This window comes from Mycobacterium sp. 050128, assembly GCF_036409155.1.
GTDB lineage: Bacteria > Actinomycetota > Actinomycetes > Mycobacteriales > Mycobacteriaceae > Mycobacterium.
This window is the reverse complement of sequence record NZ_JAZGLW010000007.1, coordinates 58,643-81,620: the sequence shown is the minus strand read 5'-3', so window position 1 is coordinate 81,620 and position 22,978 is coordinate 58,643. Positions and strand designations below refer to the sequence as shown.

The window sequence follows — 22,978 nt, the reverse complement described above, 5'->3', positions numbered from 1 at the left end:
GTGTTCCTTTCTGTGTTTTTCAAGTGTCCACGGTGGTGGCTACTTGTGGGTGGCGTTTGGCCGCTACCCGCCGATCGGCACAGGCGCGCCCGCCGCTGCAGGCGGTGCTGAGACGGCCGGCGGGGCCGAGGGGACCGGAGGTATCGCGGGCTGGGGAGGAGCCGGCGCCGGTGGCCCACCGTGGGGCGTGGCGCTGCCGGCCGCGGCCGTGGGGTCGATCCAACCCAAAAAGTCCGGGCTTGAGGACACCGATTCCAGAGGAACCACCTGGCCGTTGACGAAGGCCTTGACCGAGCTCAGGACAGGCACGTAGTGATCTTTGAACATGGCCAAGTCCCCGCATGTGAGACGGCTTGGGTCCACCGGATTGGTCACCGGTGTGCCCGGCGGTGGCAGCTGGATGTTGTTTTGGCGGTAGGCCGCGTCGACGGTTTTACCCGCAAGATAGTCGCGAATGGCCTGCGCCGCCTGCGGGCTGCGGGCCGTCGCCATCGATCCGTCGGGCAGCTTGACCGTCGGCGATGCCGCCGCCGGCGGCGTGGCGGGGTTGGGGGGATCCCCCGGTGTGGAGTTACCCGCGTTTTGGGCCTGCGGCCCCGGCTGCCCAGCTGCACCGTCTGGCGGTGTCGTGGTGTCCGTCTTGCCGTCCTTGGCTTCCTTGCCTTTGGGATGATCGGGCCCGTCGTCGGTCTTTTCCGCGGTGTCGGAGGGCCGCTCGTGGTTGGCCTGATCACCTAGACCTGATGCCAAGCCCGCCAAAGGGCTTGCCGCGCCGGCCAACCCACCCAATGAATCCAGCGGGCTTCCCCCAGCTCCGCCCAGATTGCCCAACGCGGGCAACATCGAAGCTAACGACGATAACGGGTCGGCGCCTAACGGGTTGGCGCCGAGCATGTTTGACAACCCGGGGTCGGACATATCTGGTGCTGCAACTGGCCCAAGATCGGCTGCGGCGGGAGCCGGATCGGCGCCGGCAGGCGAACTGGGTCCCGGCGGCGCAGAGGATTGCCCCGCGGCGGGATCAGCAGGGTTCGGCGAAGTATTGGCGTTTCCCGCGCCGCTGTCGGCCGCATACAACGCGGCCAGCGCCTGGGCGGCCTTGGTCTGATCCTCAGCGCTCAGACCCCCCTCGGCAAGCAAGTCGTTGGTCGCACCGACCTGGTTGCGCAACAACGTCAGAAACGCCCGTTCACCGGCCGGTGTGTCCATCGCCATGGTCGGGTTGTTGACCGCATCGACGATCTTCTTTTGAATGTCGTTGAGCTTCTGCTGACCCGCGCTGGTCGTGGCGTGCGCGTTGAGCAGCACCTCCGACAGTTTCTCCTCCGCGTCACTGATTTTGGTGTAGCGATTCTTCAGCTCCTGCTGCAGCTTCTTGACCGCGTCAGCGGCCTTGCCTGACTGCTGCTCATCGGTGGCTAGCCCGCCGTCGCCGGGACGGGTCCCCGGATCACGCGGCTTATTGGCGTTGTTGAACTGCTCCTCACTAATCGGTGCACCGTTCTTGTCGAAGAGCGACTTCTTGCCGTCCGGGCCCAGCGTGTAGTAATCGCCGTTGAGGTTTTTCGGCGTCAACAACCCGCTCTTGGGATCGTTATAAAAACCGTTGTCGCTACTGGGAACACCGCCCAACTGCGGCCCGATCTGCTGACCGGTCGCGTTCACCGGCGCATAGTGGTCACCCAACTTCCGGTAGCCCGCCGGCGGAATCGGCGGACCCTGCCTACCGTCCGGGTCGACCAAAGACACTGTGCCGTCGTCATTTTGGGCCCAGTTCTGCTTGCTTGCCCCATCGTGATAGACGATCACGCCGTTGTCGGGCAGCCTCGTGCCGTCACCGAACACCAGATGGCGTTCATCGCCCACATTGTCAGTGCTGTAGTGAATAGTGGGGTCGCCGTAGGCTTGTCGCGCATGATCTAACACCCGGCCCCAGTACGGGTCATGCTTGCTGATGTAGCGAGCGTGATCCGACGGCATCGCCCAACCCGGCTCAGACCACCCCTCGCTGCCGCCCTGGCGATTCCAAACGCCCCACGAAGTGTTGTCGCCGAAGTGCTTGGTGCCCATCAATTCCCCCCGTCCCCGGTGTCAGAAGTGGCCAAGGCCAAGATCGTCTTCAAGATCACGGCGAGGCGCGAACGCCGGCGGCTCAGCAGGGAGCACGTCGCCGCCAAAAACGCGCTGCGCGTGAGAAACAACTCCCAACACCTGCTGGGCCTCTTGCTCTAAACGTGAATTCACCGCCGGTCCTTTCGTGGAGGTGATTCGAGCCTAACCGCGCCCGGTGACCCCTTCCTGCACAATTTTCTGCCTTCAACCCGCCAGCGCGCGGACTGGTCGGCGAGCGATATAGCGGCCAGGCAGCGAGGCGATCCTGACCACGTCACCGGGGGTAGGAGCATGCACGACCTGGTGATCTGAAATCGCCAACTGCACATGTCCAGGTCCGCCACGACCGCCCTCACCGAAAGCGTCGAGCGGAAAAATCAGATCCCCGGCCCGCACCTGCCCCGGCGGCACCGCCACACCCTCCTTGATTTGGGAATACGTGTCATTACCCAACTGCACACCAGCCTGGCGCCACGCCCATTGCGTCAATCCGGAACAATCAAAACTATTGGGGCCCTTAGCTCCCCACACGTAAGGCCGGCCCAATTTACTCAGCGCTGCCTGCGCCGCGCCGGCACCCGGCTCCCCCGGAACGCTACTGGCCCCACGCAAGGAATCAACGAGGCTGGCATGCGGGCCGCGAGATCCGTGCCCGCCGAACCCACCCAACCCCGACAGACCAGACAGCGCCGGCATACCGCCCCCACCGCCGCCGAAACCACCGCCGCCGAACGGCATTCCGCCCATCGGCATCCCGCCACCCCCACTACCGCGGCGACGCGAGTACAGCATCGAGCGGACCATAGAAGCCAGCTGCGCGTCCCGAGCCTTATGCGCGTTGACGATCTGCTGTTGTTGGGCGAGGCGGGCGCGCAGGGTGGCGATCAGGGCGCGTTGGCCGGCCGGGGTGCCCGAGACCGGGGCCAAGGTGGTGGTGTCTGCGGCAGCGCCTTTGACCACCGAACCCGAGTTGGCCCCGCCGGTCCAATCCACTTGCACCGCATCGTGTATCTGGGTGCCCAGCCGGTTATCGGCGGTAGAGACCCTGCCTAAGCCCGGGGCGGCATCGGTCGCGAACGTGGTGTAGGTCGCCGGCAGCACCCCGGACAACCCGGACATGCGCTGCTGGCTGTGACGCACCAGCTCGGCAGCACCGGCCAGTGCCGCATCGCTGCGCCCCGCGGCCACGTCCCCACCCGTGCCGGGCTGGCCGAACAACGCATGCCCACGATTGAGCACCTGGCCCACGTGCTGCACCAGCGCATCTATCGACACACCTCAAGTATCAACGCACCCACACCCCACCCCACACACATTTTTGGCTAGCTTCCCGAACTCGCTGTTGCTCCGCCTGCGCTATTGCTGTGTCTGCAGCTAAGCACCGCGACGGTTTAGTCGGAAGCGGCCGGACACATTCTCGGAGTATCGGACGCGGGCTCCAAAGTTCGTTCAGGGCACGCATTCCGAAACATGTGTCGCACGCGCGCTGTGTCGCAGTATTTCGATACGCGCTATCGGCGGGTCTCGCGGTCGGGCAACCGCGCCTAGCCTTGGTGCTCACTTTCATCCTGGCTTCATGTGCCGACGCTAGCGTCGCTTTCGATACCAGGGTTTATGACGAGGAGGGATGGGTCGATGAGAATTCGAACGAGGATCGGTATCGGTGTGGCCGGTGCCGCCGTCCTGGGGGGCGTTGGCCTCGGCGTCTTCGTCGCCGTCGCCGACGACGGCGAGGTCACTGGCCCGGCAGCAGATCAGGCCCGCGCCGCGGCGGTGCAAGCCGTACCGGGCAAAGCTGGGAAGGTCGAAAAGGAATCCAACGAGGGCGCCGCCTACTACGGGGTCCTCGTAACCAAGACCGACGGCAGTCGAGTAGAAGTACACCTGGACCAGGGCTTCCGATTCGTGGGCACAGAAGCTCCGGACAACGACTGACCCCGGGATCTCGGTTGGAATCGCCGCAGCTTCACAGTCGGGGAAAGATCATTCGGCGTGAGTGAGTCCGATCCGCAGCCACCGGCCGACGAGCATCACCCATCAGCCGAAGCTGACCCCGAACCAGTCGCCTTCGGCCGCATCCTCACCTACTTCCTCAAGCTGGGCGCGATCGGCTTTGGTGGACCGATCGCCACGGTCGGTTACATGCAACGAGATTTGGTCGAACAGCGTCGGTGGATGGATCGGCGAGACTTCCTCGACGGCGTGGCCCTCGGACAGACCATGCCGGGCCCGTTGGCGGCCCAGGTCGCGATGTGGGTCGGTTACCTGCGCCACGGCGCCCTAGGCGCGGCTGCGGTCGCGGGCGCCTTCGTCGCACCGTCGTTCGTCATCGTCGTGGCCGTGGGCGCCGTTTATTCGCACTACTCCGGCTCGAGTGTTGTGCAGGCGCTGTTCTACGGCATCGCCCCGGCCGTGATGGCAATCATCACGATCGCCGCGATCAGGCTGATCAAACTGACCGACCGCCGCGACTGGCGGCTCTGGGGCATCAGCGCCGCAGTGTTCGCGCTCACCGCGCTCACCGGTTCCGAACCGGTGCTGGTCATCGTCGGCGCGGGTCTGCTGATGATCCTGCTCGACGCCCGCCCGCGCATTCGGCGACGCCGCCGAAAATCCCCAGACGACGTCACCGGGACCGATGACAGCCCCAAATCCGTCCCGCTGCTGGTCGGGCTTGGCACCTTGGCCGGTGCGGGGACGCTGGCGTCGCTTGGGTTGTTCTTCCTGAAAACCGGGGCGATCGTGTTCGGGTCAGGGTTGGCGATCGTGCCGTTCATGCGCGCCGGGGTGGTCGACCAGCACCACTGGCTAAGCGACAGCCAGTTTCTCGATTCCGTAGCGATCGGCCTGATCACCCCTGGACCGGTTGTGATCAGCGCCGGATTCATCGGCTACCTAGTCGCCGGACTGCCGGGTGCGATCATCTCGGCCATCGCCATCTTCACTCCGATCTATCTGGGCGTCGTCGTGCCCGGCCGCTGGTTTTTGCGACACCGCGACAACGCCCAGCTACGCGCCTTCGTTTCGGGCGCCACCGCCGCCGCGGCGGGGGCACTCTGCGGTGCCGTCGTGGTGCTCACCCGCGAAGCTGTGACCGACTGGATCACCGCCGCCATCGCCGTGGCCACCCTCGGTCTGCTATGGCGGTTCAAGATCAAAGAACCCTATGTAGTCTTCGCGACTGGCGTGCTCGGCCTCGTCGTGTACTGAAATCGGCTATGCCGGTTGCAGGTTGGTGGCGTCCAGCGCCGGGCGCAGCCCTTTGGCAAGAGTTACTGCGTCGTCGACGGCCCAGTAGTGCATATAAAACAGCCGGGGTTGTTCGGTGAGGCCATGGTTGTGCAATTCGACGATTTGGATGTTGCCGGCGCGCAATGCCTGGATGACCTTCTGGACCTCGGGGGCGGTGAGGATGAAGTCGCCGTTGATCGCGGCCCGGCCGCCGCCGGTGGGTTGGAAGTTGATCACGGTCGTCAGGTTCAGCGACACCGCGGGCAGCACGTACCCGTCCTCGACGATGGTGTCCTTGCGGGGGATGCCGTATTTGAACAACCCGTTGTCCGAAGTTCCCTTGCGGCCCAACGTCTGCTCAACCCCGGCGGTGTCGATGCCGAGAGGCGGCTGCTGCGCCGGCGGCGGGGTCGCCGGTCCGATCGAGGTCGCGTCCAGGGCGGCTCTGAGCGCCTGGGCCAGCTGGACGGCGTCACCCATGCCATGCACGTGGGTCCACCACACCGGCGGGACTTGCTGCAGCAGATGCTTGTGCAGCGCGGTCTGGGCGAGGCCGTGGGCCTGTAGTGCGTCGATGACTTTGGCCAGCTCGGTTTCTGTTACCACCAGGTCGCCCATCAACAGCGTCTGATTGTCGTCATAGCGCACGAAGGCCGCGTACCCGCCCAGCGACAATCCCGGTTTGATCGCCACACCGTCGGTGGTGACCTGAAGATCGTTGCGCACCACGGCCATTCGGAAGGCAGTGTTGTTATCGCCGAGCTTGCCGACACGTCCCAGCGCATCGGCCACCGGCTTCCAATCGGCATCTGTTGTCCGCACGGCCGAATGGGGATTGCCGACTTGGTCTTTGTCGTTACCCGCGCCCGTCTTTGAACCCGCGCTACAGCCCGACAGCACCACCGCCACCGTGGCGGCGATCACCACGGTTCGCGCAACCGCGTGCCTGACCCCACCCATGAGCCCTCCCAATGTTCGAAGAAATCCACGCCGTCTGGATGGCCGCTCGGCTAGCCCATGGTCTATCGCGTCTTCATGAAGTCACGATGAAGCTGTCGGCCATCGTCCTCATCGTGGCTTCATGAATGCCGAATACAACTGCGTTACCTCGCCTAAAGGTGATGATGGAGTCGGGCACAACGCCAAGTACACAAAGGGCCTAGTAAAGACAGGACGGTGCGACGGTGCGTGTGCTGGTCGTCGAAGACGAGCCCAAGATGGCCGACCTGCTGCGCCGGGGCCTGGTCGAAGACGGCTATGCCGTTGACGTCGCCGCCGACGGCCTCAGCGGCTTCCAGGCCGCCATGGCCTGCGACTACGACGCGATCGTGCTGGACGCTATGTTGCCGGGCCTTTCCGGCTTCGATATCTGCCGAAGATGGCGCGACCGGCAGAAGTGGGTACCGGTGCTGATGCTCACCGCCCGTGGCGCCGTCGCTGACCGCGTCGCCGGGCTCGACGGTGGCGCCGATGACTACCTCACCAAGCCGTTTCACCTCGATGAGCTTTTCGCCCGGCTGCGATCGCTGATCCGCCGCGGACCGACTCCGCGACCCACAGTGTTGACCGTCGGTGCGCTGCGCGCCGATCCCGCCAGCCGTAGATGCTGGCGCGGCGAGGTCGAATTCTCCTTGACCACTAAGGAATTCGGGCTGCTCGAGCTGCTGATGCGCCGACCCGGAACCGTGCTGACCCGGGAGTTGTTGATGGAACACTGCTGGGATTTCGCCTACGAATCACGTTCGAATGTCGTGGACGTCCATATACGCGCGCTGCGTGACAAGATCGACCGACCCTTTGGGGTGCGCTCGATTGAAACTGTTCGCGGTATCGGTTATCGGCTACGCACCGATGGCGGCGTGCCCGAGAAAACAGCCAGATGATTCGGCGCTGGCCGCTCCGGATCAGGCTCACCGCTGCCTTCACCGCCGTGATAGCGCTGGTCTTACTGGCCGTTGGGACTCTCACCGTCACCCACACAAAAGAATCGCTGGACGAGGCGATCACCGAGTCCCTGTCCTATCGGTTGGACAACTTGCGCCCGGTCGCAGCCGCGACCGATCCCGTCCTCGCTGACACTGATCCCGACGCGGCCCAACAGATCATCGCCCCCGACGGTCGGGTGTTGGCCGCGACCTCGAATCTCGCTGGGCAGAGCGCGCTGTCACCGTCCGAGCTTGACACCGCCCGACGCGGGCAGCTGGTCGCCGATCACTCCCGGCTCGGCAATCTGCAAAGCCCGGTGCGGGTGGCAGCGAGCCCTGCACCCGGTGGGCGCCTTGTGCTGGCGGCCCAGAGCCTGGCCGACCGCGACGCCGCGGTGGCGGACCTGCGCGACGAACTGGCCACCGGTTTCCCGATCGTATTGTTGGCCGCCGCCATTGGCGCGTACCTGTTAGCAGCCGCCGCCCTTCGACCGGTCGAACGCATGCGCGCTCGCGCCGCGGGGATCAGCGCCACCGACGCGCACGCCCGCCTGCCCGTCCCACCCGCTCGCGATGAAATCTGGTATCTCGGAACAACATTTAATGAGCTCCTGCAACGGCTGCAAGACGCGCTAGAGCGAGAACGACAGTTCGTCAGCGACGCGGGCCACGAACTTCGCACTCCGCTGAGTCTGTTGACGACTGAACTCGAACTCGCCCTGCGGCGCCCACGAAGCAACCCCGAACTGGTCACCGCGATGTGCTCAGCCCTGGACGAAACCACCCGGCTGTCCCGCCTGGCTCGCGACCTGCTCACCGTCGCAGACACCAGCAACTCGGCTGAGCCGCCGCCAACCATCGACCTTCGCACCCGCTTGCAAACGATCGGCGAACGCTACCGTCACAGCCTGGACGGCCAACTCGACATCGACTGCCCCGCAGGCCAATACGCCCGAATCGACCCTAATGACCTGGACCGGATCATCAGCAACCTCATCGACAACGCCACCCAGCACGGCGCCCCGCCGATCACCATCCGCGTCCAGCCGGCCACCGACGACGGCGTCGAGATCCGCGTCGGCGACAACGGCGCCGGATTCCCTCCCGGATTCCTCCCGCACGCCTTCGACCGATTCACCCGCGCCGACCCCGCACGCACGAGGGGCGGCACCGGACTCGGCCTGGCCATCGTCGACACCCTCGCGCGACGCAACTACGGCACCGTCACCGCACACAACCGCCCCGCTGGCGGCGCCGAAATCACCATCCAGCTTCCTGCCGCCTCTGTGTGCTGAGCCGGACCACGAGCATCCTGTCGAAAACAAGCCGCCCCGAGCACGATCTTGGTGACGCCGAAGTCTGCGCCGAACTATCCCTGCGACGACCGCGACGGAATTTCGAGACCCTCATATCTCGTCTATTTCGACACGACAGCTTTCACGGCTTCGTCAGCTACGGTTGCGTTCACACAGGCGCTCGCCAGATGGCGGCGAGTCCTAGCGCGCAGCCTGGTCCGCTCCCATCGATGCCAGCATTCCGAGCACACTGAGAGCGTCGAGTGTTTCGGCTGCATGCGGGGTGGCCTGCGGGTCTGCAATCCATTGCAACATCAGGCCGTCGCAAACCGCCATCAGCACCGATGCGATCGGGGCCAGGTTCTGTGGCGCCGCCATACCCACATCGGCCATGTGCTGGGTGCCCAACCGAACAGCGGATTCACGCACTCCCGCGTATCCAGCCGCGAGTCTCTCCCGCAACTCCTGCGACCGCAGCGCCGGCGCATAGGACTCGACGCATGCGTGCACCGACGACCGCAGATCGGCGAACGAATCGATTGCCGCACGCAGGATGGCGCCCAGTTGGTCACGGGGGGCCAGGCCTGCGGCCGCCTCGAATGCCTGCTCGACGCGCTGATTCCACATCCCAAAGCACTGGCTCAATGCCGCGTTGACGACGAGGCCGTCGACGCCGTGTTCGCACACATGGCACTGTGTATGGCCCTGTCGACCAAGGAAATCCACGCCATCGTCAACGAGGTTCGGCGGGTCCTGCGGCCAGGCGGAACGTTCATCTACACCGTTCGGCACACCGGCGACGCCCACTACGGTGCCGGAAACCCGCACGGTGACGACATCTTCGAACACGGCGGATTCGCGGTCCACTTCTTTTCCCGAGAACTTGTCGATGCGCTGGCAGACGGCTGGAAACTCAACGACGTGTACGCATTCGAAGAAGGCGACCTGCCCCGACGGCTATGGCAAGTGACCCTCACCAAACCCGACTCGGCGGCACCACCATTCACCCATAGCGCGCCCACGACATAGGCCATCACCACAGCAGAAAGGGCACCATGAAGCGCTATCTCACACTCGGATACGGCGGGGCAAGTTATCTAATTTTCCTGGCCGCCTTCCTGTATTCCATCGGCTTCGTCGGCAACCTCGTCGTGCCACGCAGCATCGACCACGGCGTGACGGCACCCGTCGGAGAGGCAGTCGTGGTGAATATGCTGCTGCTCGGGCTATTCGCAGTGCAGCACAGCGTGATGGCGCGACCGGCATTCAAGCGTTGGTGGACACGGCTGGTGCCCAACAGCATTGAGCGCAGCACCTATGTTCTGTTGTCGAGTCTGGTTCTGTTGCTTATGTTCTGGCAATGGCGGACGATGCCAACAGTCATTTGGAACGTCGCGTGGCCGTTGGGGCGGATCGGACTGCAGGTGCTGTTCTGGCTCGCTGGGCTATGGCCCTCGCGTCGACCTTCATGATCAGTCACTTTGATCTGTTTGGACTCCGCCAGGTGTACCTGGCGTGGCGCGCAGAACCCTACACCGACACCGGATTTCGGACCCCCCTGCTCTACCGAATTGTGCGGCACCCTCTCATGCTGGGCTTCATCATCGCGTTTTGGGCCGCGCCGACAATGACGACCGGGCACTTGCTCTTCGCGCTAGTAACAACCGGCTACATCGTGATCGCGCTGCAGCTCGAAGAGCATGATCTGAACGCGGCGCTCGGCGATCAATATCGCCAGTACCGCCGCCGGGTCCCACAACTTATCCCCCGGATTCACCGGCCGGGCCGCCGTACGGGCGCCAGTTGAGGCAGTGCAAGCGGTGCCCTCGACACCTTCAGTTCCGGCCCTTTCTGGACACTGAGCTGTAGCTGAATAGATCGGTAAGTGTAGACTTACCGTTCGTGGCGACTTACCATGGCACCGTCGATGCCTGGGCCGCTCTCGCCGACGGCACCCGGCGAGCGATCTTCAAGCGTCTTGCCGGTGGGCCGATGGCGGTCGGCGAGCTTGCTCATGGCTTGCCGGTGAGCAGGCCGGCCGTGTCGCAGCACCTCAAGGTGCTCAAATGCGCTGGACTTGTTGCGGATCGCGCAGTCGGAACGCGGCGCGTCTATCAGTTGGACCCGAAAGGCATTCAGGCACTGAGGTCGGAGTTAGACGTGTTCTGGGGCAAGGCGCTGGACGCCTACACACTGATCGCCGATGAAGAGGGGCAACAGGGATGAGCTCATCAAAGGTCGAGCCGATACGCAAGAGCGTCGCGGTCAACACGGGTATCGAGCGTGCGTTCACGCTGTTCATCAGCAAGTTCGATGCCATCAAGCCGCGCGAGCACAATCTGCTGTCGGTCCCGATTGCCGAAACCGTCTTCGAGCCGCGAGTGGGCGGGCACATCTACGACGTGGGGACCGACGGTAGCCGGTGCGAATGGGCGCGTGTCCTCGTCTACGAGGCGCCGTTCCGCGTCGTCTTTTCCTGGGACATCAGCCCCACCTGGCAACTGGAAGCCGATCCCGCGAAGACGAGTGAGGTTGAGGTGCGCTTCATTGCCGAGTCCGAGGACCGCACTCGCGTGGAGTTAGAACACCGACACTTGGAACGGCATGGCACGGGCTGGCAAGCCGTAGCCGATGGTGTTGACGGCGATGCGGGTTGGCCGCTGTACCTCAGCCACTACGTCGAGATCGCGAAGAGGGAGGAGTCGCTGTGAGCATCGATCAAAAGTCTCTGATGGACCTCGCCTATGACGAGCGGGCCGACCTGGCCGCATTCCTTGCAACGCTGAGCCCACACGAGTGGCAGGCACCGAGCTTGTGTGACCGATGGTCGGTGAAGGACGTCGTTGCGCATGTCGTGAGTTACGAAGAGTTGAGCCCACTCGGATTGATGAAGCGTTTCGCGAAGGGACGGTTCGTCCATGCCAATGAGGTCGGCGTTCAAGAGCTTTCGCCTCTGTCCCCGCAGGAGTTGAGGCACTTCCTTGGAAGACATCTTCGACCACGCGGGCTGACCGCTGGCTTCGGCGGCATGATTGCCCTCATCGACGGCACCATCCATCATCAGGACATTCGCCGCGCACTCGGACATCGGCGCGCTGTGCCCGCGGATCGCCTGGAACGGATCCTGCCCTTGGTGCCTGGAAATCCGCGCCTGGGCGCAGGGCGTCGCATCAAAGGACTCCGACTACGAGCGACCGACATCGACTGGCAGCACGGCGAGGGCTTGGAAGTCAGCGGCACCGGAGAAGCACTCCTGATGGCAATGGCCGGTCGGCACTCAGTGGTCACCGAACTCGACGGACCCGGACAGGCCACGCTGGCCGCGCGCGTTACCGCGTAGTCGGTTGCGGCCGAACCACACAGACGGCGCCGCCGAGGCGACAGGAATTCCAATTGCGGCCCGCCGAGGTTCTGGTTGGGGATGTCGGTGATCGGCAGGTTGGGCATCGGCTTAGGTGACGGTGTGTTCGGCAGTGTCGGTATCTTCGCGGCCGGGATGTCGGTGATGACGTTGACCGGCGGGCCGTTGTCGCGGTCACCGTAACTGCTGCCCGGCGCGCGGCCCGCGCATCGCGCTGACTGTCACCAGGCGGTAGCCGTTGGCCTTCAGCACCGGAATGAACTGGTAGACAAGGTCAACCGTGCTCGAGTAGGTGTCATGGAACAGCACTACCGACCCGGGCTTGATTTGGGTCATCAGCATGTACCTTGTCGCTGCCGTATTGGCGTCGTCGATCCAATCGAAAGAGATCACGTCCCAACGGATTTCGGCCAATCCCAGCCGGGCGGCGGCGTGCACCGCCCCGTTGGGCAGTCCACCAGGAGCGCGGTCGAGCGTCGGGGTGCGCCCCGTCGCCGCGTTATTGTCGCCGTGAACTGATCCCTTTCGGCTTTCGCGCAATCCATATGCGGGTACCCCTGGCGGCCGCGGGTCAGGTGGTGCGCAGCAATGCCATAAATCCGTAGTCCATATGGATCTGTTGGTGGCAGTGCAGCAGTGATAGACCGGGCTGGTCGGCGATGAAATCGACCTCCATGCTCTGGTAGCCGCCCAGCATTGCGACATCCTTGCGCACCCCGGTGGTGGGGGTGCCGGCGATGTGGGTGAGTTCGAAGGTGTGCCGATGCAAATGCAGTGGGTGTAAGTCATCCGTGGCGTTGCGAAACCGTAGCCGGTATCGCTTGTTTTGTTGTAGGTCGAGCACGGGTTTATTGGTGTCCATCGAAAACGGTGTGCCGTTGATCGTCCAAAGGTTGAAGCCGTTGTCGGCAGCGTTGCGCTTCTCGATCAGCATGTCGATCGTGTGATCGGGCGGCGCCGCGGCACTGGGGTTGGGTGCGGCGAATCGGCGGTAGTCCCATTTGAAGGGCGGGGGCGGCGCCCATTGCGGATCCCCGCTGCGCCCGGCGTATTCCACCACGATGCCCATGCCGTGTCCGCGGTCGTCGTCGGAAAGATCGCCCAGCACCCAGATCCCTGGGTTAGTCATATTGACGATCGCGGAGATCCGTTCGGCTGCGCCCAGCCAGAGCACCGGAACCGGGGCGGGGTTAGGTACTCGATTGCCGTCCAGCGCGATCACGGTGAAGCTGTGTCCGGGCAGTGCGAGGCTGCGGGTTTCGGTGGCGCTGCCGTTGAGGACATGCAGCAGTACCCGCTGACCGGTCTGCACCCGGAGAGGATCGCCGTGGCCGAGCATGCGCCCATTGATCGCGAATGTCGTGTAGCTGACCTCATAGCCATGGGGATTGCCCTGGGCCAGTGAGGCATCCATCGCCGATTCGCCTTTGTGCTTCAGATCGGGGTCGGCCTCGCCGGCGAGGAAATCGGCGGCCATGTCGCCGCCGCGGCTGAAGGTAGGCTCAAATTCCTTGAGCGTCAAGAAGATCTCTTGGTCGTATGCGCCGGGGTTCTGCTTGGGTTCGATGTAGACCGGGCCCACCAGGCCGGTGTACTGACCGCGGGACAGATCGGCGCGCGGCACCACGTGGGTGTGATAGAACCGGAACCCGGCCGGGCCGGGCACAAAGGAGATGCGCCGCATGCCGTGCGAGGGGATGTAGGGCGTGCCCTCCTCAGCGGCGCCGTCGACATCAACGCCCACGTGCTGGCCGTGCCAATGCAGCTGCTCGGGGGTGTCGGTGTCGTTGTAGATGTCCACCGACGTCCGTTGGCCCTCTTTTAAGCGCACCAGCGGACCGGGGAACTGGCCGTTGTAGACGGTGGTCGACACGATCTGGTCTGGGGCCAAGTCGACGGTGCCGGTGCCGATCCGCAGCGTGTAGTCAGGCTTGCCGGTGGGCGGGGTGGGTGCCGTCTGCGAGCACCCAGCAGTTACTCCGACACCAACGCCGCCGGCGGCGGCCATGACCGCCAAGCCGCCCCATGTAAGGAAATCGCGTCGATCCAGTACCACGTGGGCCCCCGTGTGGTCTAGCGGTTGGCGGGTTGGAATAGCTCGATGAGAGTGCTGGCAGGGTGTCCACCAGGGCCACGGGTGATGCCGTTGCGGAAACCCAGCCCAGCCGCGCGCAGCCGCTCTATATCGTCGACCAGGCAACAGGTGCCGGCCTGTTGCTTCGATGCGATCGACATACTTACCCTTCCGTGGCGTGCGCCAAAACAGGCAGCAGAAATCCGATGCGGGTGTCGAGCTCGGCTGCCACTCTCCGGAATTGTCGATAGCCCGCCGGGCCGGCTGACGGATCGGGCAGGCTCCAATGCATCGCGGCAGCCGAACCGTGCTCATAGGGAAACTCGCGAACTTTGTCGCACAACGTAATTACGTAATCGAAGCGTCGTTCGGCAACTGCAGTCAGCGATTTCGGCCGCCGGCGGCCGATGTCTATGCCATACGCCTCACGCATTACCCGCACCGCGTTGGGATGTAGACGCGGCTTGGGGTGGCTGCCAGCGCTGGTAACACGGACACGGCCAGTGCCGCGAAGCCGCAGTAGCCCTTCGGCCATCGGCGAGCGCGCGCTGTTGCCCGTGCACACGAATAACACCGACTTGCCCGCCGCTGCCCTCGCGGCGACGGCAGGGGCCAATGCAGGATGCAGAGCGGTTGCGGCGTCACCGAACGCCGCCGCGCACCGCGCAAGTTCGAGGTGGTAGTAGCTGTCGCGGCCGTCAAAGCTGCTGCGACGAGTAGCTACCAGCCCGGCCACGCGCAGCAATCGCAGATGGTAGGAGACAAGGTTCTGCGGGGCATCCACGGCGACAACCAATTCCCGGACTCGGCGATCGCTCGACGCCAACTCGGTCAACAGCGCCCAGCGCAGCGGATGCGAGGCCATCTGCATCAGCAGCGGAACCGGCATGCGATCAGTCGTCGCCATGGCGGCCACATTACATCAAAATGATTTGATCGAGTTTGGACGTGCAGCACCTCCTGCATCGCCTCGGAACACGGTCAGCGGCGCTGTGGGCGCAGGGACTTCCCACTGGTTAGGTGGGCGTCGAGAGAGCAGCTGCCGGCACCGACGATAAGCAGAAACACGCTGCCGCACAGCTGCGCGAGGTCGACACGGGATTCGTGGATGAAGTCCCACCAGCCATGCTCCGTGCCGAAGAGTGGGGCATGGCCCCAGACGATCGGCAATTTGGTGATAAGCAACGCGCTGAGCATGTCGACGATCATTGGCACAGTGGCCAGCCGAGTCAGCAGCCCGACCAGAATGAGTGCGCCGCAGCCGATCTCGAAGACGCCGTCCAGTGCGCTGAAGAACGCCGGCGCTGGGATGCCGGCTTTGTCGAACCGACCGGTGCCCAGCGAATCAGGCCATAAAAACTTCAGCACCCCTTCGCATGCGAAAACCAGCCCCACATAGAGGCGAATCAGCACAACCGCCGCGGGTGCATGTGTCGAGGCTAGCGCGAGGACCTTGCTCGCAAAGACAGTCATTTCGTTGTCTCCTTCTCGCATAGCGCCTTTGACCTCACCAGATACTCAACCCACCCTATGCCCGAGCAGGCACGCACCGGCCATACATATCAAACTAGATTGATGTAATGTCGCTCGGTGTCCAGAGCCCGGGGAACTTGATGACCCATCGAGTAATCCAGGCGCGCAAATCGGCTTCTGTCATGCACCGATGAGTGACCCCGACGCCGACGCGCAGGTGCCGCCGCGGCCGAGCCTGGCCATCGTGCTGCGCGAGTGGGGACGGATCGGGTGTATAGGGTTTGGTGGTCCGCCCACACACATCAAGCTGCTGCGCGAGCTGTGCGTCGAGCGCCGGCGTTGGTTGACGCCGGTTGAGTTCGAAGACGCCGTCGCTGCCTGCAACCTGTTGCCCGGGCCCGCCTCCACTCAGCTGGCGATCTTTTGCGCCTGGCGGGTCCGTGGCTGGGGCGGCGCGCTGCTAGGCGGGGCCGCGTTCATCGTCCCCGGACTAATCCTCATCCTCGCCCTGGCGGTGCTGTTCTTAGGCGACGCACCGCCGCGCGCGGTCCTAGCCGCAGGTGCCGGCGCCGGATCAGCGGTAGCAGCCGTCGCGGTGCACGCCGCAGCCGGCCTGCTGCCTACCAGCTGGCACGGCGCCCACCCCGCCGGGCGTGCCAGTCGGCTCCGGTGGATTTCCTTTGTTGCTGCCGGTCTGCTCGCAGCGGCGACCATCGGCCCCTGGCTGGTACTAGCGCTGCTGGCCTGCGGCGTGATCGAGATCGCCAGCCGTATCCGCCGCGAGCCCACTGGCCCGACCGCCATTGCGCCCACACCCCTGCTGGCACTCGGAACGCTGAGCCTTGGCACACTCGGTTCCTTGATCTGGGTAGCGTTCAAGGTCGGCGCGCTGTCCTACGGCGGCGGATTCGTCATCATCCCGCTGATGCAAAACGACGCTGTCGATCACTACCACTGGATGACCGGCCCCCAGTTCCTTAACGCAGTCGCCCTCGGCCAGATCACACCGGGACCAGTCGTGCAGACCGTCGCCGTAGTCGGCTACGCCGCCGCCGGGCTGCTCGGCGCTGTCCTTGCGTGCCTCGTTGTATTCAGCCCGTCCTTCACGTTCGTGCTTCTCGGCGCCCGGCACTTCGACCAGCTGCGCACCAACGCCATCGCCCGCGCATTTCTCGACGGCGCCGGACCAGCCGCGATCGGCGCCATCTTCGGCTCCGCGATTAGCCTCGCCAGAGCCCTAACCCAGCCGTGGCAGTACGCAGTCCTCGCCGCCGCCGCAGTCTTACTCCTCCTACTACGCCGCGGCGTCGTGCTCACCCTCCTCGCCGCCGCAGGCGCCGGCATCGTCTTGATCAGCTCAGGGCTTGCACTCCCGCACTAAGGCCCAACCACTAAGCAATTAGGGCCCACGACAACAGCATTGCGGGTCGCAGCGACACCGCAACCAGATATGGGACCCGACCCGTTCGGGCGACAGCAACGTCACAACCCCAGAAGGCGGGCCCCCACCAGATACCCGCACACGACGTCCCACCCAACCCACGAACACCCAGCAAACCGGAACTAACTTTCCAGACTCTCGAATGTGGTCTATTTCGCGACGATGTTCAGTTCCGCTCGGGCCTGGTCGATTTGGTCGTTCGCGTAGGTCGCGATGGCGGCGGTGGCCATCGTCTCACCCGTGCGGGCGAGCGATTCGTAGGTCTGGTCGCCGAGGACATCGCGGAGGTGCGTGATCGCGGTGGTGATCTCCGGGGTCGCCGCTGTCGCGAAGGGACTGAATGCGAACCCGGCGATGGTGGCCGCCGGTTCGTGGCGGCCGAGCCGGTCGAAAAGGGCGACGAGGACGGCCAGCGCGCCGCGGATCGTCGTAGTGTTGCCCGAATCGTGGTAGTTGCGGATTGCCAGAGTGAGGTGATCGAACGCGGACGCGGTCTCGCCCTGTTCGGCCTCGAGTAGGGCCAGAGCGTGTGCCAGGACTGACGCGTTGGCGCGGTCGCCGCTGTCTTGAGCGATCACCAGACCCCGGCCGACGGCGTTAAGCGCCCCGACGGGATCCGCGTCACGGAAAGCGAGACCGTAGGCACCGAGCGCGAACGCGAGCACGGACCGGTTGCCTGTTGCCTCCGCAGCCTCGATGAGGCCATCCGCGGAATCCATCGCCTCCCCACCCGAACCGGCCAATGCAAGGGCGACAACCAGATATGCCCGGATGTAGACGTGGGTGTCGCGGCGGCGTGCGAGCTGGGCGCGGCACAACTCGACACATCGTTCGGGCCGCCCGATGACTAGGTATACAGATCCAAGCATGGCTTCGATGCCGTACGGCGGCGCCTCGCGGCTCCTGCCGAGAACGATCTGGCCGGCGTCGCAATAGCGGATAGCCGCCTCGATCCGTCCGGTCGTGTAGCACAGCGACGCAATCACGTACAGGAACGCCAGCCGCGGGTGATCGACGGCGCGGGCAGCCTCGATCAGCTCTTCAGCCCAGGCTATCGGCTCATAGGTTTGGACGATATTGCCGAGCCACCCCACATAGGTGGCGATGGCGGCGGCGGTGTCGAGGTCGCCTTGGTCGGCGGCCCACCGAAACGCGGTGCGCAGGTTGGGCAGCTCGAGAGTGAACCAGTCGTAGGCCTGTCGCTGTCGGGGGCTGTCCCACAGGGCAAGAGTGTCGACTTCACGTCCGGCGAAGTACCGCGCGTGAGCAGCCCGAATCTCGGATGCCTCGCCGCGGGCGACGAGTTGCTCCTCGGCGAACTGGCGGATCGTCTCCAGCATCGCAAACCGGGTCCGCCCCGCCGACCGGTCGGCGACCAGCAGCGACTTGCGCACCAGCGCGTCCAGCAGATTGAGCATGGCGAACTCGTCATGAGAATCCGCGACTGCGCAAACACTTTCGAGACCGAATCCACCGGCGAACACCGAACACCGCTCGAGCACAACCTTCTCCGCATCCTCGAGCAAGTCATAAGACCACGCCACCGCCTGACGCAACGTCTGGTGGCGTTCCACTCCGCGCCGCGACCCGACCAGCAGCCGGAATCGATGATCGAGGCGATCCCGTACCTCGCTCGGCGTCATCGACGCTATCCGTGAGGCCGCTAATTCGATGGCCAACGGGATCCCGTCGAGGCGAGCACAGATCTCCACCACCGCGGCTGCCTCATCAGCGTTGGGGACCGAGAAGCCCGGCAAAACAGCTTGTGCGCGTTGGACAAACAGTTCTACCGCTGGAGAGTCGATGCCTGCGCCGACATCTAGCGAGGGCACCGGCCATAAGCGTTCGTCGGCGACTCCCAATCCTTCGCGGCTGGTGGCCACAATCGTCACCGTCGCCGAGAACGCAAGCACGGCCTCGATCAAATCGGCTGCGGCATCGAGCACGTGCTCGCAGTTGTCGAACACCAACAACCGGACTCTGCCCTCCAACGCGGCGGCCACTGACTCGCACACGCTCTTCCCGGGCTGCTGGATGACGCCCAGCACCGCCGCCACCGCGTCCGACACGGCCGCCGGGTCGGTGACCGCAGCCAGCTCGAAAATCCAAACACCGTCAGGGAATTCGTCAGCCAGCCGCGCCGCGACCTCCAACACCAGGCGGGTCTTGCCCACCCCGCCCACCCCGGTCAACGTCACCAACCGATGAGCTTGTACCGCGGCTCGCAGCCCGGCGACCGTGGACTCGCGGCCAACGAAGCTTGTGGTCGGCGCCCGCAGATTGCCGGGACTAGGGTCCAGCGCCTGCAACGCCGGAAAGGCGGTGCGCAGTCCCTCCGCTTGGACCTGGAACATCCCGATCGGAATCGGTACATCCCGTAGCCGCCGCGGCCCCAGATCCAATAAATCAACCCCAATGAGCAGCACCGCCGTCGACTCGGCCACCAGGATCTGACCACCGTGCCCGGCAGCCATCACCCTGGCTGCTCGGTTAAGCACGATGCCGAAGTAGTCACCGCCGCGAAGTTCGGCTTCGCCGGTCGCGATGCCCATCCGCACCGGCAATTCCAACTCGCGCTGTGCGGCGATGGCGGCATCTACCGCTGCCCCTGGTGACGCGAATGCCGCGCACACCCCATCGCCGGTGTGCTTGAACAACCAGCCCCCGTGCGCCTCGACCGCCGAGCGCAACACCTCGTCATGTACGGCCAGGGCGTTCCGCATGCCCCCGGCGTCTGCTTCCCACCGACGGGTCGACCCCTCAACATCGGTGAACAGAAACGTCACAACCCCCGACGGCGGCACCCGGGCGGACACCCGCACAGAATGTCACACCAATCCGCTTCCGCGCAGCAACCACGACCGACTTCCGAGACGCTCGTAGTCGTCTGTTTCTGCTGTTTAGGACTTCGGTAAGTCTACGTCGAGTAATTCATGTAGGAATTGCTCAGGCGCATCGAGAAAGTCCCGCGTGATTCGAAAGTGTTCGGTGTCCTGATACGCGACTTGGCTGATGCCGGCGTCTGTGCAGGCGTAGATGGTCGCGCCAGGATAGGCCATAAGGATCGGCGAATGCGTCGCTATCAGGAACTGTGAACCTTGGCGAACGAGGTCGTGGATCCGTGCCAAGGCGGCCAACTGGCTCGTGGGCGATAACGCTGCTTCGGGTTCATCAAGCAGGTAGAGGCCGTTGTTGGTGAACCTTTCGACCATCAGTGTCAAAAACGATTCGCCATGCGATTGTTCGTGCAAAGAACGGCCACCGTAGGCGCCGGCGATGATGTCGGAGCCAAGTTGATCGACTTCTGTCGCGACATTAAAGAAGCTTTCCGCGCGCAGAAAATACCCCGAGCGGGGTTTGCGCGTACCGCGGGCAATGTCGAGATAAGCGTGCAGGTTCGAGTGGGAGGCTCGAGTTGTGAAGTTGAAGTGACGGCTTCCTCCCTCAGCATTGAAGCCTAGCGCCACGGCGATTGCCTCGAGCAGAGTTGACTTGCCCGCCCCGTTGGCGCCTACGAAAAATGTCACCTGCGAATCAAACTCCACCGTGTCCAGAGAACTGACGAGCGGCAGCGAAAATGGGTATATGTTGAAGTCTTCGACCGCGCTTCGCGCTAATCGAATGCGTTTCAAATAATTCGACACCACGCTCCTTTCAAACTTTGCGCCAACTTGTTATCGCCTTTTACTCGCGAGCCCCAGGTGTTCGAGGTATGTTGGCGGGCCGCTTGACTCGGTGTACGTAAATGTCTGGGTCTTCCACTTCACACATGGTTTGTGTCTTCGAGTCCCATTCGTAGGCGCCCGCATCATGAAAGGCCTGGAAGAGGTCAACGACGTGATCTGGATTATAGAGCTCAAGTTGGTCGGCTGCTCTGTATACAGAGCTGGTCAATGTCCCGCCATTGTATAACTGAATTTGAAAAAGAGTCCGAAAGAGCCTGTCGCGGACTTCGGCTTGTGCATCGGTGTCAGCCGCGCTGATGACTGCTCGGTAATTCCAGACGGGCTGATCGAACATGACTATCCTTTCTTAGTCTGCGACGTCACGTCGCTTTTAAGCTTTGTCGACAATGAACGAGCCCGCCACTCCGCCTGGCCCGGCGAGGTGGCACTCCCACTGCTGCCAGGGATACAGAACTCTGCGGAACGTAATCCAGGCCTCACATTCATTCAGTGAGTTGAATAACTTGTAAGCCGTCGACGGGTCCCATAGGTCGCCAGGGCCGTCGGTGGGCAACGGACCGTGCTGGCCGTACCCGAGGCTTGCCCCGGGCGCGCTCTTTGGGTATCTGAGTGCACGGATCTGAGTGGCCGCGGCACCACCTTGTTGCTGAGTGGTTTGGACAACCTCGGAGGCCTGCTGGAGCTGGCCGCGCAATGCAGTCAGGATGGCACGCTGCGCTGCGGCGGTGCGCGCGACTGCGGCCGCCTGCGCGATGACGCGGGTCTGGGCGGCGATCGCATCAAGACGGTCAGCGCCGGCTCTGGTGGCCGCGGCAGCGGCCGCCAATTGGGTGGTCAGGCCCGCATCGCTAGTCGACGCGGTCATTAGTGGTGGGATCGAGCGATCCACCATGTCGCGGTAGGAGGGCATTCCCAATCCGCCAGCCATGTCGACCGTGCGGTCACGCGCCGCGGTGGTGATCTGCACCGCCTCGGCGATCAGCGTGGAGGAGTTGTCGGAAATGCCACCGTTGATCGCCGAACCAAACAACGAGCGGGCCCGCGCGATCGCGGCCTGCACAGCAACACAAGCCTGCACAACCGACATAGACCAATTATCCGGCCTCTCGACGCCGGCGCCCGCCAAAATTTGGGAATCTAGGCGGCTCAGACCATAACGGCGCCGCCGCCGACGATGTCGTGGTACATCGATATCGCCCTGTGATGTTGGCGCTGAATCTCCGAGAGGTAGGCCTGCCGGCCATAGGCGTAGGCCGCCGCCGCTGAGGGTTCGCCGGGACGCTGTTGGAGCCAGAAGATCGATTTCCAGATATCCGGTGATCCTGGGCCGCCGTGGTGGTCGAGCCGGTTGAAGAACTCCGAGATCGCCAAATTCGGGTTACGCCGCCCCGAATACGATGCGTCTTGCTGAAAGATACTCTCCCACAGCCTATTCGGGCTTTTGGCCCGCGGATTCAAATTGCTCTCCTGCATGGCGTCGGCCAGGATCGCGGTCGTCTGGTACGGCGAATACCCGCGGCGCCATGCTTCATGGATGATGGCCGACGCCACCTCCCGTGGACTCGAGTCAAGCGTCAGCGCACCAAGTGGGGTCCCGACCGCCGGTCCCGCTGGCTGCAGCCCGGCGGTCGACCCGGACCGAGAACCCGAACCGCGGCCGAGTGCCGCCAGCGGGCTGATCAGTCCACTCAGACCACTCAACCCTCCGCCGCCGCCGGTGCCGCCACCTGGGCCCCCTCCCCCGCCGCCGAACGGCATTCCGCCCATCGGCATCCCGCCACCCCCACTACCGCGGCGACGCGAGTACAGCATCGAGCGGACCATAGAAGCCAGCTGCGCGTCCCGAGCCTTATGCGCGTTGACGATCTGCTGTTGTTGGGCGAGGCGGGCGCGCAGGGTGGCGATCAGGGCGCGTTGGCCGGCCGGGGTGCCCGAGACCGGGGCCAAGGTGGTGGTGTCTGCGGCAGCGCCTTTGACCACCGAACCCGAGTTGGCCCCGCCGGTCCAATCCACTTGCACCGCATCGTGTATCTGGGTGCCCAGCCGGTTATCGGCGGTAGAGACCCTGCCTAAGCCCGGGGCGGCATCGGTCGCGAACGTGGTGTAGGTCGCCGGCAGCACCCCGGACAACCCGGACATGCGCTGCTGGCTGTGACGCACCAGCTCGGCAGCACCGGCCAGTGCCGCATCGCTGCGCCCCGCGGCCACGTCCCCACCCGTGCCGGGCTGGCCGAACAACGCATGCCCACGATTGAGCACCTGGCCCACGTGCTGCACCAGCGCATCTATCGACACACCTCAAGTATCAACGCACCCACACCCCACCCCACACACATTTTTGGCCCCCCGATCGGTGGGCCCGCCGCCGGTGCACGCGCAT

General features: G+C 64.3%; 22 protein-coding genes and 2 pseudogenes. 11 read left to right on the top strand and 13 right to left on the bottom strand.

Going from position 1 to position 22,978, the window contains the following annotated elements; all coding sequences use genetic code 11:
- Window positions 1-63 precede the first annotated feature (63 nt).
- Window positions 64-2,070 (bottom strand): DUF4226 domain-containing protein, encoded by a 2,007-nt coding sequence (locus tag SKC41_RS29045; protein WP_330981153.1) that lies wholly within the window; start codon window positions 2,068-2,070, stop codon window positions 64-66.
- Between the two features lie 27 nt (window positions 2,071-2,097).
- On the opposite strand from SKC41_RS29045, the gene SKC41_RS29040 reads away from it, so the two are divergent.
- On the top strand, window positions 2,098-2,232 hold the full coding sequence (locus tag SKC41_RS29040) for a hypothetical protein (RefSeq protein ID WP_330981152.1): 135 nt from the start codon (window positions 2,098-2,100) through the stop codon (window positions 2,230-2,232).
- An 84-nt stretch (window positions 2,233-2,316) separates the two neighbouring features.
- On the opposite strand, the gene SKC41_RS29035 is transcribed toward SKC41_RS29040, so the two are convergent.
- The gene (locus SKC41_RS29035) at window positions 2,317-3,387 is read right to left on the bottom strand and encodes a C40 family peptidase (RefSeq protein WP_442931859.1); all 1,071 of its coding nucleotides are present in this window, start codon (window positions 3,385-3,387) and stop codon (window positions 2,317-2,319) included.
- 360 nt (window positions 3,388-3,747) lie between these two features.
- On the opposite strand from SKC41_RS29035, the gene SKC41_RS29030 reads away from it, so the two are divergent.
- Together SKC41_RS29030 and chrA (SKC41_RS29025) are read left to right on the top strand one after the other, a co-directional pair.
- Complete coding sequence (locus SKC41_RS29030) at window positions 3,748-4,047, top strand: PepSY domain-containing protein (RefSeq protein ID WP_330981151.1); 300 nt, start codon at window positions 3,748-3,750, stop codon at window positions 4,045-4,047.
- Between the two features lie 57 nt (window positions 4,048-4,104).
- Window positions 4,105-5,322: a chromate efflux transporter gene (gene chrA, locus SKC41_RS29025; RefSeq protein WP_330981150.1), complete on the top strand. Its 1,218-nt coding sequence runs from the start codon at window positions 4,105-4,107 to the stop codon at window positions 5,320-5,322.
- A 6-nt stretch (window positions 5,323-5,328) separates the two neighbouring features.
- Here the strand turns inward: chrA (SKC41_RS29025) and SKC41_RS29020 are convergent, their stop codons facing one another.
- Window positions 5,329-6,303 (bottom strand): DUF1259 domain-containing protein, encoded by a 975-nt coding sequence (locus SKC41_RS29020; protein ID WP_330981149.1) that lies wholly within the window; start codon window positions 6,301-6,303, stop codon window positions 5,329-5,331.
- 224 nt (window positions 6,304-6,527) lie between these two features.
- Here SKC41_RS29020 and SKC41_RS29015 point away from each other — a divergent pair, with 224 nt between their 5' ends.
- Window positions 6,528-7,226, top strand: coding sequence for a response regulator transcription factor (locus SKC41_RS29015; protein ID WP_330981148.1), 699 nt, complete (start codon window positions 6,528-6,530; stop codon window positions 7,224-7,226).
- The gene (locus tag SKC41_RS29010) at window positions 7,223-8,563 is read left to right on the top strand and encodes a HAMP domain-containing sensor histidine kinase (protein WP_330981147.1); all 1,341 of its coding nucleotides are present in this window, start codon (window positions 7,223-7,225) and stop codon (window positions 8,561-8,563) included. The genes SKC41_RS29015 and SKC41_RS29010 overlap by 4 nt, the downstream gene beginning before the upstream one ends.
- Before the next feature lie 201 nt (window positions 8,564-8,764).
- Here the strand turns inward: SKC41_RS29010 and SKC41_RS29005 are convergent, their stop codons facing one another.
- Complete coding sequence (locus tag SKC41_RS29005; RefSeq protein ID WP_330981146.1) at window positions 8,765-9,250, bottom strand: TetR family transcriptional regulator C-terminal domain-containing protein; 486 nt, start codon at window positions 9,248-9,250, stop codon at window positions 8,765-8,767.
- Between the two features lie 12 nt (window positions 9,251-9,262).
- Here SKC41_RS29005 and SKC41_RS29000 point away from each other — a divergent pair, with 12 nt between their 5' ends.
- The 5 genes and pseudogenes from SKC41_RS29000 (at window position 9,263) to SKC41_RS28980 (ending at window position 11,903) form a co-directional block, all read left to right on the top strand.
- Window positions 9,263-9,592, top strand: a complete 330-nt coding sequence (locus SKC41_RS29000) for a hypothetical protein (RefSeq protein ID WP_330981145.1) — start codon at window positions 9,263-9,265, stop codon at window positions 9,590-9,592.
- 26 nt (window positions 9,593-9,618) lie between these two features.
- Window positions 9,619-10,370: pseudogene (gene mddA / locus SKC41_RS28995) on the top strand (methanethiol S-methyltransferase).
- 95 nt (window positions 10,371-10,465) lie between these two features.
- Window positions 10,466-10,789: an ArsR/SmtB family transcription factor gene (locus SKC41_RS28990; RefSeq protein WP_330981144.1), complete on the top strand. Its 324-nt coding sequence runs from the start codon at window positions 10,466-10,468 to the stop codon at window positions 10,787-10,789.
- Window positions 10,786-11,274 carry an SRPBCC family protein gene (locus SKC41_RS28985; RefSeq protein ID WP_330981143.1) on the top strand — a complete coding sequence of 163 codons (489 nt, stop codon included), beginning with the start codon at window positions 10,786-10,788 and terminating at the stop codon, window positions 11,272-11,274. The genes SKC41_RS28990 and SKC41_RS28985 overlap by 4 nt, the downstream gene beginning before the upstream one ends.
- A 20-nt stretch (window positions 11,275-11,294) precedes the next feature.
- A complete protein-coding gene (locus SKC41_RS28980) occupies window positions 11,295-11,903 on the top strand; it encodes a maleylpyruvate isomerase family mycothiol-dependent enzyme (RefSeq protein ID WP_330981228.1) in 609 nt (202 codons plus the stop codon).
- Between the two features lie 56 nt (window positions 11,904-11,959).
- Here the strand turns inward: SKC41_RS28980 and SKC41_RS28975 are convergent.
- The 5 genes and pseudogenes from SKC41_RS28975 to SKC41_RS28955 form a co-directional block, all read right to left on the bottom strand.
- Window positions 11,960-12,422, bottom strand: a pseudogene (locus SKC41_RS28975) (polysaccharide deacetylase family protein); the annotation flags it as partial.
- Between the two features lie 73 nt (window positions 12,423-12,495).
- Entirely contained in the window at window positions 12,496-13,932 is a 1,437-nt protein-coding gene (locus SKC41_RS28970) for a multicopper oxidase family protein (RefSeq protein ID WP_330981227.1), read from the bottom strand.
- Between the two features lie 65 nt (window positions 13,933-13,997).
- On the bottom strand, window positions 13,998-14,159 hold the full coding sequence (locus tag SKC41_RS28965) for a hypothetical protein (RefSeq protein WP_330981142.1): 162 nt from the start codon (window positions 14,157-14,159) through the stop codon (window positions 13,998-14,000).
- Between the two features lie 2 nt (window positions 14,160-14,161).
- Window positions 14,162-14,905, bottom strand: a complete 744-nt coding sequence (locus tag SKC41_RS28960) for an arsenate reductase/protein-tyrosine-phosphatase family protein (protein WP_330981141.1) — start codon at window positions 14,903-14,905, stop codon at window positions 14,162-14,164.
- Between the two features lie 74 nt (window positions 14,906-14,979).
- Window positions 14,980-15,471, bottom strand: coding sequence for a DoxX family protein (locus tag SKC41_RS28955; RefSeq protein WP_330981140.1), 492 nt, complete (start codon window positions 15,469-15,471; stop codon window positions 14,980-14,982).
- Between the two features lie 190 nt (window positions 15,472-15,661).
- Here SKC41_RS28955 and chrA (SKC41_RS28950) point away from each other — a divergent pair, with 190 nt between their 5' ends.
- Entirely contained in the window at window positions 15,662-16,852 is a 1,191-nt protein-coding gene (gene chrA / locus SKC41_RS28950) for a chromate efflux transporter (protein ID WP_330981139.1), read from the top strand.
- A gap of 209 nt (window positions 16,853-17,061) precedes the next feature.
- Here the strand turns inward: chrA (SKC41_RS28950) and SKC41_RS28945 are convergent, their stop codons facing one another.
- The 4 genes from SKC41_RS28945 to SKC41_RS28930 form a co-directional block, all read right to left on the bottom strand.
- The gene (locus SKC41_RS28945) at window positions 17,062-19,734 is read right to left on the bottom strand and encodes an ATP-binding protein (protein WP_330981138.1); all 2,673 of its coding nucleotides are present in this window, start codon (window positions 19,732-19,734) and stop codon (window positions 17,062-17,064) included.
- A gap of 78 nt (window positions 19,735-19,812) precedes the next feature.
- Window positions 19,813-20,556 carry an AAA family ATPase gene (locus SKC41_RS28940; RefSeq protein WP_330981137.1) on the bottom strand — a complete coding sequence of 248 codons (744 nt, stop codon included), beginning with the start codon at window positions 20,554-20,556 and terminating at the stop codon, window positions 19,813-19,815.
- Between the two features lie 412 nt (window positions 20,557-20,968).
- A complete protein-coding gene (locus SKC41_RS28935; RefSeq protein WP_330981136.1) occupies window positions 20,969-21,685 on the bottom strand; it encodes a DUF4226 domain-containing protein in 717 nt (238 codons plus the stop codon).
- 59 nt (window positions 21,686-21,744) lie between these two features.
- Window positions 21,745-22,893, bottom strand: a complete 1,149-nt coding sequence (locus SKC41_RS28930; protein WP_330981135.1) for a hypothetical protein — start codon at window positions 22,891-22,893, stop codon at window positions 21,745-21,747.
- Between the last annotated feature and the right edge of the window lie 85 nt (window positions 22,894-22,978).

What these genes read in the sequence shown, in the direction of transcription:
- SKC41_RS29045 (WP_330981153.1), bottom strand. Translation starts at nt 2,070, where the DNA reads ATGGGCACCAAGCACTTCGGCGACAACACTTCGTGGGGCGTTTGGAAT.
- SKC41_RS29030 (WP_330981151.1), top strand. Translation starts at nt 3,748, where the DNA reads ATGAGAATTCGAACGAGGATCGGTATCGGTGTGGCCGGTGCCGCCGTC.
- SKC41_RS29020 (WP_330981149.1), bottom strand. Translation starts at nt 6,303, where the DNA reads ATGGGTGGGGTCAGGCACGCGGTTGCGCGAACCGTGGTGATCGCCGCC.
- SKC41_RS29010 (WP_330981147.1), top strand. Translation starts at nt 7,223, where the DNA reads ATGATTCGGCGCTGGCCGCTCCGGATCAGGCTCACCGCTGCCTTCACC.
- SKC41_RS29000 (WP_330981145.1), top strand. Translation starts at nt 9,263, where the DNA reads ATGGCCCTGTCGACCAAGGAAATCCACGCCATCGTCAACGAGGTTCGG.
- SKC41_RS28985 (WP_330981143.1), top strand. Translation starts at nt 10,786, where the DNA reads ATGAGCTCATCAAAGGTCGAGCCGATACGCAAGAGCGTCGCGGTCAAC.
- SKC41_RS28980 (WP_330981228.1), top strand. Translation starts at nt 11,295, where the DNA reads ATGGACCTCGCCTATGACGAGCGGGCCGACCTGGCCGCATTCCTTGCA.
- SKC41_RS28970 (WP_330981227.1), bottom strand. Translation starts at nt 13,932, where the DNA reads ATGGCCGCCGCCGGCGGCGTTGGTGTCGGAGTAACTGCTGGGTGCTCG.
- SKC41_RS28965 (WP_330981142.1), bottom strand. Translation starts at nt 14,159, where the DNA reads ATGTCGATCGCATCGAAGCAACAGGCCGGCACCTGTTGCCTGGTCGAC.
- SKC41_RS28960 (WP_330981141.1), bottom strand. Translation starts at nt 14,905, where the DNA reads ATGGCGACGACTGATCGCATGCCGGTTCCGCTGCTGATGCAGATGGCC.
- SKC41_RS28955 (WP_330981140.1), bottom strand. Translation starts at nt 15,471, where the DNA reads ATGACTGTCTTTGCGAGCAAGGTCCTCGCGCTAGCCTCGACACATGCA.
- chrA (WP_330981139.1), top strand. Translation starts at nt 15,662, where the DNA reads ATGAGTGACCCCGACGCCGACGCGCAGGTGCCGCCGCGGCCGAGCCTG.
- SKC41_RS28935 (WP_330981136.1), bottom strand. Translation starts at nt 21,685, where the DNA reads ATGTCGGTTGTGCAGGCTTGTGTTGCTGTGCAGGCCGCGATCGCGCGG.